This window comes from Kitasatospora sp. NPDC004723, from assembly GCF_040609255.1.
Classification (GTDB): domain Bacteria; phylum Actinomycetota; class Actinomycetes; order Streptomycetales; family Streptomycetaceae; genus Kitasatospora.
In genome coordinates, this window is the sequence record NZ_JBEXJT010000038.1 from 1 (window position 1) to 14,640 (window position 14,640).

Sequence of the window (14,640 nt, forward strand, 5' to 3'; positions counted from 1 at the left end):
AGGAGGGAGGCGATCTCGGGTTCGGTGTAGGTGCGGAGGTAGGGGTCGTGCGGGGTGAGGGGGAGGTTCACGCGGCGGCGTCCAGCTCGAACCAGGTGACCTTGCCGGTCTTGGTGGGGTGGGCGCCGAAGCGGTGGGTGAGGGCGCGGATGAGGTGGAGTCCGCGCCCGGAGGTCGCGTAGGGGTCGGTGGGCGTGGGGGGTTCGGGGAGGAGGGGGCAGTTGTCGCAGACCGCCACGCGCAAGGTGCTCGGCAGGAGGGAGACCAGGACGCCGGGCGCGGGGGGAGCGGCCGTGCTGCCAGGCGTTGACGAAGAGCTCCTGGAAGGCGAGTTCGGCGTCGGAGATGGTGTCCGGCGGCCAGCCGGCGGTGTGGAGGAGGGCGCGGAGTTCAGCGCGGACGGTGGTGCAGTCGGGCGGGTTGAGGGCACGCATGAGAGACCTCCAGGGGAAGAGGCAAGAAGGGGAGGAAAGCGCCAACGGATGCGTCACCGTGAACGAGGCCAGCCCGGACCTGGCTGCTCTGCGGTGCGAAATGGGCAGCATGCACCTACTGCCCCGGCGAACAGGCGTTACTGACGATCCGTCGGATCATTGTGAGATCGACCATAGCGCAGCTCGCCATAAATTTGTGGCGAGCCGACGGAAGTTCCCCCTAACGTGGCTCGCACCCCGAATGGCCCCGCATGGCGTCCGCGCGGCAGACTGATCCCACGCCCGCAGAGAGGACGTCATGGCCCTTCGATCGAATCCCACCCTCCGTCAGCGTCGACTGGGAGTTGAGCTGCGGAGAATGCGGGAGCAGGCGGGCTTCGGAGGTAGCCAGCTCGCCCGAGCGATTGGCGCCACCCCAGCTCAGATCACGCAGATGGAAGCCGGCCGGACCGGCATCAGCGTCGAGCGCCTGCGCACGATCGCCGCGACGTGCATGTGCGTCAATGAGTCACTGATCGACGCCCTCGCGGAGATCATCACTGAGCGCGGTAGGCCCGGTTGGTGGGAGGAGTACCGAGACGCCCTGGCGACGGACTTCCTGGAGAACGCCGAACTCGAAGGCCACGCGAAGCGGCTCGTGACCTACACCGTGACTTTTGTTCCCGGGCTGCTCCAGACAGACGCCTATGCATCCGCTGTGTTCGGCAACTCCATCCCGCCATTGCCGCGCCACGAGGTCGACCTGCGAACGGCCTTTCGCATGCGGCGACAGCAAGTGGTTCGTTCCGGTGCCGTTCCGTACACCGCATACATCCATGAGGCGGCTCTGAGGATGCGGTTCAGCGGAGCAAAGGTCTTCACCGATCAACTTGACGCACTCGTCGAGAGCTCCGAGAGGTCGGCAACCTCTGTTCGGGTTGTCCCGTTTGCCGTGGACGGCCTGCCAAGCCCCAGCGAGAACTTCACCTATGCCGAAGGGCCGATCCCTGAGCTGGACACCGTACAGATCGACACGGGTCTCGGCTGTCAGATGTTCGATGCCCCGGCTCATGTGGCGAAGTTCCGGGCTGTTCTCGTGCAGATGGAGTCGAACTCCCTCTCCGAGGGGGAGTCCCGCGACCTCATCCAGTCGATCAAGAAGGAAACCGGAAGGCATGGCTAGCCACACCTGGCAGAAGTCCAGCTACTCAGGCGCCAACAACGACTGCATCGAGGTTCGCACAGCAGGTGGGCTGGTCGAACTGCGTGAGTCCGATGACCCTGGCGTCATAGTCCGCCCGCCACTCTTCGCCTTCACTGGCCTTCTCAACTCCATAAAGGCCGGAGAGTTCGACCGCTGGGAGTAGCGCCCATCGGTTCGCAGTCGCGGTGGTTTCCAGTGTTGGGAACGTGAGGGCCATCACCGAGCACGGTCTCCGGATCCCGGCTCGCGAGACCCTGGTCGAAATTCCTGTCGAACTCATCCGAAAGGCCGTCAATGACAACCTCATCCAGGACGCTGGGGGACTGGTTCGCGGCGTTCGAACGGACGGCCTTCCGGCTGGAGACGCTGGACGACTACAGCCAGTCCGGCGGGGTGGACGCCTACCATGCGTTCCTCGCAGGGAGGAGCAGCCGGAGGACTACCGGACCGCCGGCTGGGTCGGGACGGTGGCCGAGGCCACCCGTTCGGGGAAGCGCATGTACCGGGTTCACGTCCTCTCCCGCCCGCTCACCGACTACCTCCGGTTCGAACTCGCGTGGGGGTACCACCGCAACACGGCGGCCGGCGAGGAGTTCTTCATCCTGGACACCACCGACCAGCAGAACCCCGTCCCGCAGGCGCCGGACTTCTGGCTCTTCGACGACGAGACCGTGGCCGCGATGAACTACGACGGCAACGGCAAGTACCTCGGCGCCGACTTCCTCGCCCCCGCACGGCTCGACGAGTTCAAGGCGTATCGCGACACCGCGATGGCGCACTCGATTCCCTTCACGGAATGGTGGGCTCTGCACGGCGCGTGAACGGAACGGTGGTGGGCGACACCGAGCGCCCGGACCAGCGGTGACCCCCTCCGGAGTAGGAAGTCGGCCCGGCCGACTTCCTACTCCGGGGCGGCGGCTTCCAACTCGTCCACGGTGCCGGACATGATCGTGCGGACGTGGGCGGTGATGTGGTCGGTGGGCCAGTTCCACCAGGAGACGGCCAGGAGGCGGGCGATGTCGTCCTCGTCGTAGCGGTGGCGGATGACGCGGGCGGGGTTGCCGCCGGCGACGGCGTAGGCGGGGACGTCGGCGGTGACCACGGAGCCGGTGGCGACGACGGCGCCGTGGCCGATGCGGACACCCGGCATGACCGTCACGCCGTTGCCGAGCCAGACGTCGCTGCCCACCACCGTGTCACCCCGGTTCGGCAGGTCGGTGAGCAGGTCGAAGTGGGCGGCCCACTCCCCGCCCATGATGGGGAACGGGAAGGTCGACGGGCCGTCCGTACGGTGGTTGGCGCCGTTCATGATGAACCGGACGCCCGTTCCCAGGGCGCAGTACCCGCCGATGACCAGCCGCTCCGGGCCGTAGTGGTACAGCACATTGCGGGTCTCGAACGCGGTGGGGTCGTCCGGGTCGTCGTAGTACGTGAACTCCCCGACCTCGATCAGCGGGGACGTCACCAGCGGCCGGAGCAGCACCACGCGGGGCTGCTCCGGCATCGGGTGGAGGGCGGCGGGGTCAGGCATCGGCGCCGCTGTCGGGCTCGAAGCGGATGACGACGGCCTTGGAGGTGGGGGTGTTGCTGATGTCGGCGGTGGAGTCGAGCGGGACCAGGACGTTGGTCTCGGGGTAGTACGCCGCAGCGCCGCCCCGGGCGACCGGGTAGTGGACGACGCGGAAGTGCGGGGCGCGGCGCTCGACGCCGTCCTTCCACTCGCTGACCAGGTCGACGTACTGGCCGTCGGAGAGCCCCAGCTCGATGGCGTCCGCCGGGGCGACCAGGACGACCCGCCGGCCGCCCTTGATGCCGCGGTAGCGGTCGTCCAGGCCGTAGACGGTGGTGTTGTACTGGTCGTGCGAGCGCAGCGTCTGCAACAGCAGGCGGCCCTCGGGGACCTCCGGCGCCGTCAGCGGGTTGACCGTGAAGTTGGCCTTCCCGTTCGCGGTGGGGAAGGTGCGGGAGTCGCGCGGGCCGTGCGGGAGGGTGAAGCCGCCGGGGCGGCGGACCTTGTCGTTGTAGTCCTCGAAGCCGGGCACGACCCGGGCGATCCGGTCGCGCAGGGTGTCGTAGTCGGCGGCGAAGTCCTCCCACGGCACGGTGTCCTGCGGGCCGAGGACGGCGCGGGCGAGCCGGCAGACGATGGCGGTCTCGGAGAGCAGGCCGGGGGCCGGCGGGCGCAGGCCGCCGCGCGAGGAGTGGACCTGGCCCATCGAGTCCTCGACGCTGACGAACTGGGCGCCGCCGGCGGTGACGTCCCGGTCGGTGCGGCCGAGGGTGGGGAGGATCAGGGCGCGGGCGCCGGTGACCACGTGGGAGCGGTTGAGCTTGGTGGAGACGTGCACGGTGAGCCGGCAGCGGCGCATCGCGGCCTCGGTGACCTCGGTGTCCGGGGTGGCGGCGACGAAGTTGCCGCCCATCGCGAAGAAGACGCCGATCCGGCCGTCGCGCATCGCGCGGATGGTGTCGACGGAGTCCAGGCCGTGCTCGCGCGGCGGTTCGAAGGAGAACTCGCGGCCGAGGGCGTCCAGGAAGGCGGTGGTGGGGCGTTCGAAGATGCCCATCGTCCGGTCGCCCTGGACGTTGCTGTGCCCGCGCACCGGGCAGACGCCCGCGCCCGGGCGGCCCACGTTGCCGCGCAGCAGCAGGAAGTTGACGACCTCGCGGATGGTCGGCACGGCGTGCTTGTGCTGGGTGAGGCCCATCGCCCAGCAGACGATGACCTTCTCGGAGGCGAGGACGAGCCGGGCGAGCTCCTCGATGTGCGCCCAGGGCAGGCCGGTGGCGGCGAGCACCTCCTCGCGGGAGGTCGACGCGGCCTCGGCGGCGAACTCCTCGAAGCCGTGGCAGTGCTCCTCGACGAAGGCGTGGTCGACGGCGTCCTGCTCCAGCAGCAGCTGGTTGAGGGCGCGGAACAGGGCGAGGTCGCCGCCGAGCCGGATCTGCAGGAAGAGGTCGGTCAGCTTGGTGCCGTGGCCGACCAGGCCGCGCGCCTGCTGCGGGTTCTTGAAGCGCTCCAGCCCGGCCTCGGGCAGCGGGTTGACGCTGACGATGGTCGCGCCGGCGCGCTTGGCCCGCTCCAGGGCGGAGAGCATCCGGGGGTGGTTGGTGCCCGGGTTCTGGCCCGCCACGATGATCAGATCGGCCTGGTAGAGGTCCTTGAGGCTGACGCTGCCCTTGCCGACACCGAGCGTCTCGGTGAGCGCGGAGCCGGAGGACTCGTGGCACATGTTGGAGCAGTCCGGCAGGTTGTTGGTGCCGAGCCGGCGGGCGAACAGCTGGTAGGCGAACGCGGCCTCGTTGCTGGTCCGGCCGGAGGTGTAGAACGCGGCGCCGTCCGGGGTGTCCAGGGCGCGCAGCTCCTCGGCGATCAGCGCGAAGGCGTCGTCCCAGGAGATCGGCGTGTAGTGGGTGGCGCCCTCGTCGAGGAGCATCGGCCGGGTCAGCCGGCCCTGCTGGCCGAGCCAGTAGCCGGAGCGCTCGGCCAGCTCGGCGACCGGGTGGGCGGCGAAGAACTCGGCGCGGATCCGGCGCTCGGTGGCCTCCTCGGCGACGGCCTTGGCGCCGTTCTCGCAGAACTCGGCGGTGTGGGTCTTCCCGGGCTCCGGCCAGGCGCAGCCGGGGCAGTCGAAGCCGTCGGGCTGGTTGATCTTCCGCAGGGTGCTGAGGGTGCGACGGGCGCCCATCTGCTCGGTGGCCATCCGCAGGGTGTGGCCGACGGCGGGCAGCCCGGCGGCCGCGTGCTGGGGCGCCGACACCTGGGGGGCGTCCTGCGCCGGGTCGCTCTGCGGGGCCTGCTTGGCCATGACTGCGCTCCTCGGCTGTGCGTCGGGCCGCCGTCTCGTCGCGGCGCCTGACTCATCCTCGCACCCGGCGGCCGGGGGCGGCAGGGGCGGGAACGGGGGAGGGCGGCCGGGACGGCGGCGCGGATAGAGTGCAGATGCTTCGACAGGTCCGGGGGTGGCGGGTGATGGTCGGCGACGTGCTCGACGGGCGGTACCAGCTGGTCGAGCGGCTGGGGCAGGGCGGGTTCGGCGTGGTGTGGCGGGCCTTCGACACCCGGATGCGGCGGCCGGTGGCGGTCAAGGTCATCAACCACCACGGCGAGGACCAGCAGAAGGCCGCGCTGCGGTTCGTCCGGGAGGCCTGTGCGGCCGGGAACCTCTCGCACCCGCACATCGTCACCGTGCACGACCTCGGCGAGGGAGAGCTGGCCGGCCGGACGGTGACGTACCTGGTGATGGAGCTGCTCCTCGGCCGCACCCTGACCGCCGTGCTGCGGGACGGACCGGTGGACCCGGTGCGGAGCCTGCGCTGGGGGCGGCAGATCTGCTCCGCGCTGGCGGCCGCGCACGACGCGGGGATGGTGCACCGGGACATCAAGCCCGAGAACATCATGGTCACCGAGGCCGGGGCGGTGAAGGTGCTGGACTTCGGCATCGCCCAGCTGGACATCGGGACGGGCGGGCTGACCACCACCGGCACGGTCATCGGCAGCCCGGCGTACATGGCGCCGGAGCGCTGGACCGGGGGCCGGGTGGACGGCCGGGCGGACCTCTACGCGTTCGGCTGCGTGCTGGTCGAACTCTGCACCGGGGCGCGGCCGTTCAGCGGGGACTCGACGCCGGTGCTGATGTACCAGCACCTCAACGAGCCGCCGCCGGCGCTGGACCCGGCGCCGTTCGGGCTGCCGGCGGAACTCGCGGGGCTGGTCGCGGAGCTGCTGGCGAAGGACCCGGAGCGGCGGCCGGCGGACGCCCGCACGGTGGAGCGGCGGCTGGCGGAGCTGGCGGAGCGGCGGACGGCGGGACGGAGCGGGCCGGAGGGCCGGGCGGAGGACCGTGTGGAGGGCCGGTCGGAGGACGTCCGGGCCGCGCTGCGCGAGCGCCGCAACGCCGCCTTCCGGGCGCCGACGGCCGGCGAGTCCGCCCGCCAGCTCCAGGCGGTGGCCCAGGAGGCCGTGGCCGCGCTCGGCGCCGCCGACCGCGAGACCCTCGTCGCCTGGCGCGACTTCACCTGGTTCCTCAGCCGGGCCGGCGACCTCGACGGCGCGATCCGGCTGCTCTCCACGGTGACCGAGGACATGCGGCTCGCCCTCGGCCAGGGCGACCCGGACACCCTCGCCGCCCGCTACCACCTGGTGTGGTGCATCGGCGAGAGCGGCGAGACGGTCACCGCGCTGCGCCGGCTCGCCCAGCTGCTGCCGGACCTGCACGAGGCCTGGGGCGGCCACGACCCGCGGGTGCTCAGGGCGCGGCACGACCTGGCGGTGTACACGGCCGACCGGGGCGACCTGGACGGCGCGGTGCTCCAGCTGCGCACCCTGCTGCCGGAGCTCGCCCGGGCGCTCGGCGAGCAGCACCCGGCCACCGTCCAGGCCCGGCAGGACCTCGTCGGCTACCGGCTGCGGCCGGCGGCGGCCCCGGCCGGGCGGGCGCGGCCGGGACGGCAGCCGCGGATGCACCCGGGCGAGGCGCTGCTGCTCGTCCGCCGCCTGCTGGCCCGGGACTTCGCCTCGGACCAGGAGGCCAACGCCTGCCTGACCGCGCTGGAGCGCGGCACCGGGATCCAGCGGGTCGGCGATTGGGTGCTCTCCGCGCCGGACCACGTCACGGCCGAGGACCTGGTGGAGGAGATCTACGGCCCGTGACGCGGCGGGGCGCGTCATACCCGGCGCCCTACACCGGCACCGCCGAGCCCTCGCGGGCGAGCGCGCGCAGCAGGGCCCGGACCGCCGCGTCGTTCTGCCGGAAGCCGGGCGAGTCGGTGCGCGGGCGGGCGAAGGCCGCCGCCGCGCGCAGGCTGGTGTGCGGGCCGAGCGCGGTGCGGCGCGGGTGCGCGCCGCCGTCGGCGGCGGGGTCGAGGGCCGGGTCGAGGACGCGGCTGTCCCCGGGGCGGATGGTGAGCAGGCCGGAGCGGTGGGTGTACTCGGGGTCGGCGACGACCTCCTCGGTGATCCGTCCGGTGCGGTGCAGGTCGCGCAGCAGCGCGTCGCGGGTGCGGGCCAGCGCGTGCTTGGGCAGGTACGCCTCGACGAGCGCGGTGGCGGTGACCGTGTGGCCGGGCACGGTGGCGCCGGACGCCCGCCAGGTGCCGGTGGCCTCGTCCCGGTCGACCCGGATGCCCGCGCCGAGGAAGCGGACCACCCCGGCCTCGGAGAGCGCGAGCAGCTGGCGCAGCCGGAAGCCGGGCGGGCCGGAGGCCAGGTAGCTGAAGTAGCCGAAGAACCACTCGTCGATCTCCTCGGCCACCGAGCGCGCGGTGAGCCGGCCGGAGCCGAGCAGCCGGGGCAGCTGGCCGAAGAGCGAGAGCAGGGCGAGGAAGGCGCCGAGGTCGGCGCTGTGGGCGGGGTCGGCGCGGCGGTCGGCGTCCTCGGTGACGTAGCGGCGCAGGTGCCGCTGGAGTTCCTCGGCGGAGCCGAGTTCGAGGCCGGCGAGCGGGAAGTCCAGGCGTTCGAGGTCGAGCCGGTCGGCCGGGTCGGGGACGGCCCGTTCGACCAGGGCGCGCAGCCCGGGGGACGCCCAGGGGTGGGCGTCGTAGCCGGCCAGGAACTCGGCCCAGGGCAGGGCGGTGCGCTCCGGGTGGGCGTGGAACAGTTCGTGGTAGTGGCCGAAGCCGATGTCCTTGGCCATCAGCGGCCAGGCGTCGCGCCGCAGTTCGAGCGGGCCGGGCCGGTCGAGCAGGGCGTCGACGGCGGCGGCGTCGAAGTAGCGGGGGAGTGGTGCGGGCGGTCCCTGCAGGCGGTAGTCGGTCTTGGAGTGGTAGGGGACGCCGCGCCGGGAGCCGACGTGCAGGACGGGTTCGCGGCCGGAGGGGCGGTAGACCAGGCCGTCGGCGCCGTCCGGATCGAAGCGGCCGCCGCGGCCCTCGGTGAGCAGGGAGACGAGGTCGACGAAGGCGAGGCCGAAGCCGCGCAGCACGGTGTGCTCGCCGGGGGCGATCCGGTCGAGGTCGCCGGCCGCGTCGGCGGAGTAGGCGGGCGGCAGGTGGAAGCGGCCGTGCCGGGTGGCGAAGGCGGTGTCGGCGGCGTAGCGGGGGTCGGGGGCGGAGTCGAGGTGGCCGAGGGTGAGCACGACGTGGTCGGCGGTGAGCACCCGGTCGGTGAGGTGGACGTGCTGCGGCCCGTCGGCCGGGCCCTCGACGCGGTGCGCGGTGTCCCGGTGGACGGTGACCGTGACGTGCGGCGGCAGGTCGGCGACGGCGCGCCGGAACACCCAGTCCAGGTAGGCGCTCTGGGCCCGGCGGGTGGGGAAGTCGGTGGGCGCGAGGGTGCGCAGCTCGGCCCGCACGGCCGGGTCGGTGATCTCCCGGTGGGGGGCGAAGGCCCGGGGGTCGGAGGCCCATTCGGCGAGCGAGGGGCCGGGGCGGACCGGCCCGTCGATGGTGGAGCGCTCGTCGGTGAACATCGTGACGTCCTCGGCCATCGAGTTCATCCGCAGCAGCGGGGACTGCTCGTGGCGCCAGATCCGGCCCCCGCCGGGCGGGTGCGGGTCGACCAGGTGGATGTGCAACGGGCGGTCGGCGGGCAGCAGTTCGGGCGCGTTGGCGGCGATCCGCTCCAGGACGCCGGTGCCGCGCGGCCCGGCGCCGACGATGACCAGGACGGCGCTCATCGGCCGGCCTCCCCGGGCAGGTCGGCCGAGGCGGCGGCGCGCAGCCGGCGGTACCCGGCGCGGGCCTTCTGCAGCGGGGTGGGCGGCAGCCCCTCGCGGGTGGCGCCCTTCGCGTAGTGCCGTTCGACGTAGTACTGGCCGATCGACAGCACCGTGGTGATCACGATGTACCAGATGGTGGCGACCATCAGCATCGGGATGACCTGGTAGGACTGCAGGTAGACCAGCTGGACCGAGTAGAGCAGGTCCGAGACGGCCAGCACGCTGATGATGCTGGTCCCCTTGAGCGCGCTGATCAGCATGTTGCCGGCGGTCGGCACGATCGAGCGCATCGCCTGCGGCACGACGATCCGGCGCAGCACCCGCCACCGGCCGAGGCCGAGCGCGGAGGCGGCCTCCAGCTGGCCCCGGTCGACCGCGAGGATGCCGCCGCGCACCACCTCGGCGGCGTACGCGGCCTCCAGCAGGGTCAGGCCGACGACGGCCGTGAGCGTCGGGCCGAACAGGTTGACGGTGCGGACGGTGAGGAACTCCGGCCCGAACGGGATGCCGAGGCCGAGCGTCGGGTAGAGGGCGCCGATGTTGAAGAAGAGCAGCAGCTGCACCAGGGCGGGGGTGGAGCGGAAGATCCAGATGTAGACCCAGCTGAGCGTGCGCAGCACCGGGTTGCCGGACAGCCGCATGGTGGCGAGGACGGTGCCGAGCAGGAAGCCGAGGCCGAGGGTGACGGCGGTCAGCCAGAGGGTCAGGGTGAGGCCGTTCATGACCGAGGCGGCGGTGAACCAGTCGGCCACCACGTCCCACTGGAACGCGCGGTTGCGGGCGAGTGAGTTGACGACCATCACGAAGAGCAGCAGGGCGACGGCGGCGGCGACCCACTGGCCGGGGCGGCGGCGGGGGACGATCCGGGCGGTGGCGGCCGCGCCGTCGAGGACGGTCGCGGGCGGCGGGGCGGTGGGCTCGGTGAGGGCGCGGGCGGGCAGGACGTCCGACGGGGCGGCCATGTTCAGGCTCCAGGCGGGAGGGCGGAGACGCGCGCGGGCGCGCGGGCGGGGTACGGCGTGGTCACGTACGGCCGTTGCGGCCGGCCCGCGTCCCTCAACACGGCCGGCGATGCGTTGCACTCCGCTTGGATCGTACGCGTGAGCGAGAGGCGGGTGTCAAGGGTGGGAGACCCGCTCCGGGGCGGGGCCGGGGATGCTTCGCGGGGCGACAGGAGATCGCAACAGAGCGGTAATGGTGGATGGTTGACGCCGTGCGCGGTTCGCTGCTCAACTTGAGGCCATGTACGCCGAGCAGCCACTGGTCACCCGCGACCACATCGACTTCGGTCGGGTGTGGTCCGCGGCGTGTCGCGGCTGACCCGGCAGCGGGCCGTTCGTCCGGCCTGTTCCTCCCTCGCAGGGACCTCCCTCGGTGCCCCGTCCCGGGCCGGGAGAGCCGTCGTTTCCTGACGGTTCGTCAATCGCGCGCTGCCGCCGCCCCCTTCTCCTCCTCACCGCGTTGCGCTCCGGCTGTACCCCGTTCTGCGCGCGGGCCGTCACGTGCCCGCCGCCCTCACCGCACCACGGCCCGCCATGCCGCCGGGCCCCGATCCGGTCTGCCCACCCGCAGCCCACCGGACTGCGCACGACCCGAAAGGTTCCGCCACCATGCCCGTCGAATTCCTCGGCATCGCCGCCACCGCCGACGGTACCGAGACCACCGCTCGCACCACGGCCGCGTTCGACCGCGACTACACCCTGCGGCTGGCCCGTGCCCACGAGGACAACGGCTGGGACCGGGTGCTGTTCGCCTACGGCTCCGGCGCCCCCGACCCGGCCCCCGCCGCCGCGTTCCTCGCCTCCCGCCTCGACACGCTGCAGATCCTGCTCGCCCACCGCCCGAACGTCTCGTACCCGACCTTCGCCGCCAAGACCTTCGCCACCCTGGACCACATCAGCGAGGGCCGGCTCACCGTCCACTTCATCACCGGCGGCAACGACCACGAGCAGCAGCGCGAGGGCGACTTCCTCACCAAGGACGAGCGGTACGAGCGGACCCGGGAGTACATCGGGATCGTCAAGAAGGCCTGGACCAGCCGCGAGCCCTTCGACCACGAGGGCGTCCACTACCGCTTCAAGGACTTCGTCGCCGACGTCTTCCCGGTGCAGCAGCCGCGGCCGGGCGTCTCCTTCGGCGGCTCCTCGGCGGCGGCGTACGCGGCCGGCGGCGCCGAGGCGGACGTCTACGGCCTGTGGGGCGAGCCGCTGGCGCGCACCGCCGAGCAGATCGAGCGGGTGAAGGAGGCGGCGCGGGCCGCCGGGCGCGAGGACGCGCCGCGGATCCAGGTGGCGTTCCGGCCGATCATCGCCCCGACCGAGGAACTGGCCTGGGAGAAGGCGCACCGGACGGTGGACGCGATCCGGGCCCGCCGGGAGGGCGGCGAGCTGATCCGCCGGGGACGCCCGGCCGGGGAGGCCCCCGAGAACGCCGGCTCGCAGCGGCTGCTGGAGATCGCCGAGGCGGGCGAGCGCTACGACCGCGCGCTGTGGACGCCGACCGCCGCGGCCACCGGCGGCGCGGGCAACTCCAACGCGCTGGTCGGCACCCCGGAGACGGTCGCCCAGGCCCTGCTCGACTACTACGACCTGGGCGTGGACATCCTCTCCGCCCGCGGCTACCACCTGGTGGACGACGCGATCGACTTCGGCCGGTACGTGATCCCGATCGTGCGCGAGGAGGTCGCCAAGCGGGACGCGGCCAAGGCGGCGGCCGCCGAGGCCGACCGCGCCGAGCAGAGCGAGCGCGACCGGCACCAGCTGATCGCGGCCCAGGCGTGACGGCCCTGCCCGGCGGCCCGGCCCTCGACGTCGAGGTGCGCCGGGTGCGCATCGACGACCCGCTCGCCGAGCCGCTGGTGCGCGAGCTGACCGAGGAGTACGTCCGCCGCTACGGCCCCGGGGCGTACGAGGAGATGACCCGCTACCCGACGGAGGAGTGGGCCGAGCCGCACGGCGTCCTGCTGCTCCTGCTGGAGGGCGGCGAGCCGGTGGCCGGCGGCGCCTACCGGCGGTACGACCCGCGCACGGCCGAGCTGAAGCGGATGTGGACGCACTCGGCGCACCGCCGCCGGGGCCTGGCCACCCGGGTGCTGGCCGAACTGGAGCGGGCCGCCGCCGCGGTCGGCTACCAGCGGCTCTACCTCACCACCGGCCCGCTCCAGCCCGAGGCCCGGGGGCTCTACCTGGCCAACGGCTACACCCCGCTGTTCGACGTCGCCGCCGACCCGCTGACGATCGGCCCGCTGCCGTTCGAGAAGCACCTGCGCTGACCCGGCCCGCCACGGCCCACCCCGCACACCCCGCACACCCCGCACACCCCGCACACCCCGAAAGGCACCCGTACCCGTGAGAACCACCACCGTCCGCCGCCGCCTGCTCGCGACCGCCGCCCTGCTCCCGGTCCTGGCGCTGGCCGCGTGCGGCTCGGACCCGAAGCCGGCGGCGGCGGGCGCCGGGCAGCCGGCCGTCTCCGCCGCCGCGGAGGACGTCGTCTCCGGCCTGAAGAAGTCGGACACCGCCGCCGCGCTGCTGCCCGCCGACATCCGGGCCGCCGGGACGGTGAAGTTCGGGTCCTCGATCGGCGCCCCGCCGTCCTCCTTCTACGCCGACCAGGCGAGCAAGAAGGCCGCCGGCCTGGACGTCGACTTCGCCGACGCGGTGGCCAAGCTGCTCGGCCTGAGTGTGCAGCGCGAGGACGCGGCGTTCGAGACCATCCTGCCCGCGCTCGGCAGCGGCAAGTACGACGTCGGCACCGGCAACTTCGGCGTCACCACGGCCCGGCTGAAGACGATCGACTTCGTCACCTACATCGACGACGGCCAGGGCTTCGCGGTCAAGAAGGACAACACCTCGATCCAGCCGGTCACCGACCTCGTCCAGCTCTGCGGGCTGACCGTCGGCACCAGCGCCGGCACCACCTTCGAGACCACGCTCAACGCGAAGAAGAACGTCTGCACGGACGCCGGCAAGCAGCCCTACGAGGTCAAGGCGTTCAGCGACAACGGCGCCCTCCTGACCAGCCTCCAGCAGGGCCGGGTGGACATCGAGATGTCCACCATCAACGGCCTGCGCTACCAGGCCTCCCAGGAGGCCTCGGGCACCCGGTTCCTCGGCGAGTTCCACCGCCTCGACGTCGGCTTCGCGTTCAAGAAGGGCTCCCCGCTCACCGCCGCGTTCCAGGCGGCCGTCAACGAGCTGATCAAGGACGGGACGTACGAGCGGATCCTCAAGAAGTGGGGGGTGACGGACTCGGCCGTCAAGGAATCGCTGATCAGCCCGCCCGAGCACGCGTGACCCCCTGTCCAGGGCCCGTTGGGAGGAGTCCCCCCATGAGTACCACCACCACCGAACCGCTCGCGAAACCCGGCGGCAGACCCGGAGCCGGCAAGGCCGCCGGCGCCGGTGCGACCGCCCCGCTCGACCTCGCCGAGCTGACCGGGCTGACCACCGTCCGCGCCCGGCACCCCTGGCGCTGGGCGGCCGGCGTCGCCACCCTCGTCGTGCTGGCCCAGTTCGCCCACGGCCTGGCCACCAACCCCGCCTGGGACTGGGCGACCTTCCGGCTGTTCTTCTCCGCCGAGACCATCCTGCAGGCGGTCGGCCGGACCGTGGAGCTCACCGCCTACGGCACCGTGCTGGGCTTCCTGCTGGGTGCCGTCGTCGCCGCGATGCGGCTCTCCCGCAGCGTAGTTCTCCAGTCCGTCGCCTGGGCCTACGTCTGGGTGTTCCGCTCGATCCCGCTGATCGTCCAGCTGGTCTTCTGGTTCAACCTCTCCTACCTCTACAAGCGGTTCGGCTTCGGCATCCCGTTCGGCCCGACCTTCGGGGACTTCGAGACGGTCGGCGTGCTGGGCGCGCTCGGCGCGGCGGTGCTCGGCCTCGGGCTGCACCAGGCCGCGTTCGCCGCCGAGATCATCCGCGGCGGCGTGATCGCCGTCGACCCCGGCCAGCGCGAGGCCGCCGCCGCGCTCGGCGTGCCGCGGCTGCGGCAGGCCTGGCGGATCGTCCTGCCGCAGGCCATGCGCGGCATCCTGCCGGCCGCCGCCAACGAGGTGATCTCGCTGTTCAAGGGCACCTCGGTGGTCTACGTGATGGCCATCGGCGAGCTCTTCTACCAGGTGCAGGTGGTGTACGGCCGCACCGGCCGGGTGGTGCCGATGCTGATGGTCGCCACCGTCTGGTACGTGCTGCTCACCACCGTGCTGTCGATCGGCCAGTACTACGTCGAGCGCTACTTCGCCCGCGGCGCCGACCGAACCCCGCCGCCCACCCCGCTCCAGCGGGCCCGGGCGTTCGTCCGGGGCCTGCGCGCCCGCACCGCCACCGCCCCCGCCACCGGAGGACGCTCGTGACCACCGTCGCCA

12 protein-coding genes and 2 pseudogenes are annotated in these 14,640 nt (G+C 72.8%); 8 read left to right on the plus strand and 6 right to left on the minus strand.

Annotated features, from left to right (window positions below; genetic code table 11):
* Positions 1 to 67: 67 nt before the first annotated feature.
* Positions 68 to 238, minus strand: coding sequence for an ATP-binding protein (locus tag ABZW10_RS28545; RefSeq protein WP_355371421.1), 171 nt, complete (start codon positions 236 to 238; stop codon positions 68 to 70).
* Positions 239 to 293: 55 nt separating this feature from the next.
* Positions 294 to 545 (minus strand): annotated as a pseudogene (locus tag ABZW10_RS28550) (hypothetical protein); the annotation flags it as partial.
* Between the two features lie 187 nt (positions 546 to 732).
* On the opposite strand from ABZW10_RS28550, the gene ABZW10_RS28555 reads away from it, so the two are divergent.
* The 3 genes and pseudogenes from ABZW10_RS28555 to ABZW10_RS28565 all read left to right on the plus strand — a co-directional run bounded on the left by ABZW10_RS28555 (position 733) and on the right by ABZW10_RS28565 (position 2,438).
* The gene (locus ABZW10_RS28555) at positions 733 to 1,596 is read left to right on the plus strand and encodes a helix-turn-helix transcriptional regulator (RefSeq protein WP_355371234.1); all 864 of its coding nucleotides are present in this window, start codon (positions 733 to 735) and stop codon (positions 1,594 to 1,596) included.
* On the plus strand, positions 1,589 to 1,780 hold the full coding sequence (locus tag ABZW10_RS28560) for a DUF397 domain-containing protein (RefSeq protein ID WP_355371237.1): 192 nt from the start codon (positions 1,589 to 1,591) through the stop codon (positions 1,778 to 1,780). Before ABZW10_RS28555 ends, ABZW10_RS28560 begins: the two co-directional genes overlap by 8 nt.
* A gap of 131 nt (positions 1,781 to 1,911) precedes the next feature.
* Positions 1,912 to 2,438: pseudogene (locus ABZW10_RS28565) on the plus strand (DUF6879 family protein).
* An 80-nt stretch (positions 2,439 to 2,518) separates the two neighbouring features.
* Here the strand turns inward: ABZW10_RS28565 and ABZW10_RS28570 are convergent.
* Together ABZW10_RS28570 and ABZW10_RS28575 are read right to left on the minus strand one after the other, a co-directional pair.
* Positions 2,519 to 3,148 (minus strand): CatB-related O-acetyltransferase, encoded by a 630-nt coding sequence (locus ABZW10_RS28570; protein ID WP_355371239.1) that lies wholly within the window; start codon positions 3,146 to 3,148, stop codon positions 2,519 to 2,521.
* Positions 3,141 to 5,426 carry an FdhF/YdeP family oxidoreductase gene (locus tag ABZW10_RS28575; RefSeq protein ID WP_355371242.1) on the minus strand — a complete coding sequence of 762 codons (2,286 nt, stop codon included), beginning with the start codon at positions 5,424 to 5,426 and terminating at the stop codon, positions 3,141 to 3,143. Before ABZW10_RS28575 ends, ABZW10_RS28570 begins: the two co-directional genes overlap by 8 nt.
* Before the next feature lie 134 nt (positions 5,427 to 5,560).
* Between ABZW10_RS28575 and ABZW10_RS28580 the strand changes: the two genes are divergently transcribed.
* A complete protein-coding gene (locus ABZW10_RS28580) occupies positions 5,561 to 7,270 on the plus strand; it encodes a serine/threonine-protein kinase (protein WP_355371245.1) in 1,710 nt (569 codons plus the stop codon).
* 28 nt (positions 7,271 to 7,298) lie between these two features.
* Here the strand turns inward: ABZW10_RS28580 and ABZW10_RS28585 are convergent, their stop codons facing one another.
* Entirely contained in the window at positions 7,299 to 9,233 is a 1,935-nt protein-coding gene (locus ABZW10_RS28585) for an FAD/NAD(P)-binding protein (RefSeq protein ID WP_355371248.1), read from the minus strand.
* Entirely contained in the window at positions 9,230 to 10,237 is a 1,008-nt protein-coding gene (locus tag ABZW10_RS28590) for an amino acid ABC transporter permease (protein WP_355371251.1), read from the minus strand. Before ABZW10_RS28590 ends, ABZW10_RS28585 begins: the two co-directional genes overlap by 4 nt.
* Before the next feature lie 648 nt (positions 10,238 to 10,885).
* On the opposite strand from ABZW10_RS28590, the gene ABZW10_RS28595 reads away from it, so the two are divergent.
* From ABZW10_RS28595 to ABZW10_RS28610, 4 genes are all read left to right on the plus strand, one after another.
* On the plus strand, positions 10,886 to 12,055 hold the full coding sequence (locus tag ABZW10_RS28595; RefSeq protein ID WP_355371254.1) for an LLM class flavin-dependent oxidoreductase: 1,170 nt from the start codon (positions 10,886 to 10,888) through the stop codon (positions 12,053 to 12,055).
* 35 nt (positions 12,056 to 12,090) lie between these two features.
* Entirely contained in the window at positions 12,091 to 12,546 is a 456-nt protein-coding gene (locus ABZW10_RS28600; RefSeq protein ID WP_355371412.1) for a GNAT family N-acetyltransferase, read from the plus strand.
* Positions 12,547 to 12,622: 76 nt separating this feature from the next.
* Positions 12,623 to 13,570, plus strand: a complete 948-nt coding sequence (locus tag ABZW10_RS28605) for an ABC transporter substrate-binding protein (protein WP_355371256.1) — start codon at positions 12,623 to 12,625, stop codon at positions 13,568 to 13,570.
* A gap of 35 nt (positions 13,571 to 13,605) precedes the next feature.
* Positions 13,606 to 14,628, plus strand: a complete 1,023-nt coding sequence (locus ABZW10_RS28610; protein WP_355371258.1) for an amino acid ABC transporter permease — start codon at positions 13,606 to 13,608, stop codon at positions 14,626 to 14,628.
* The last annotated feature ends 12 nt before the right edge of the window (positions 14,629 to 14,640 follow it).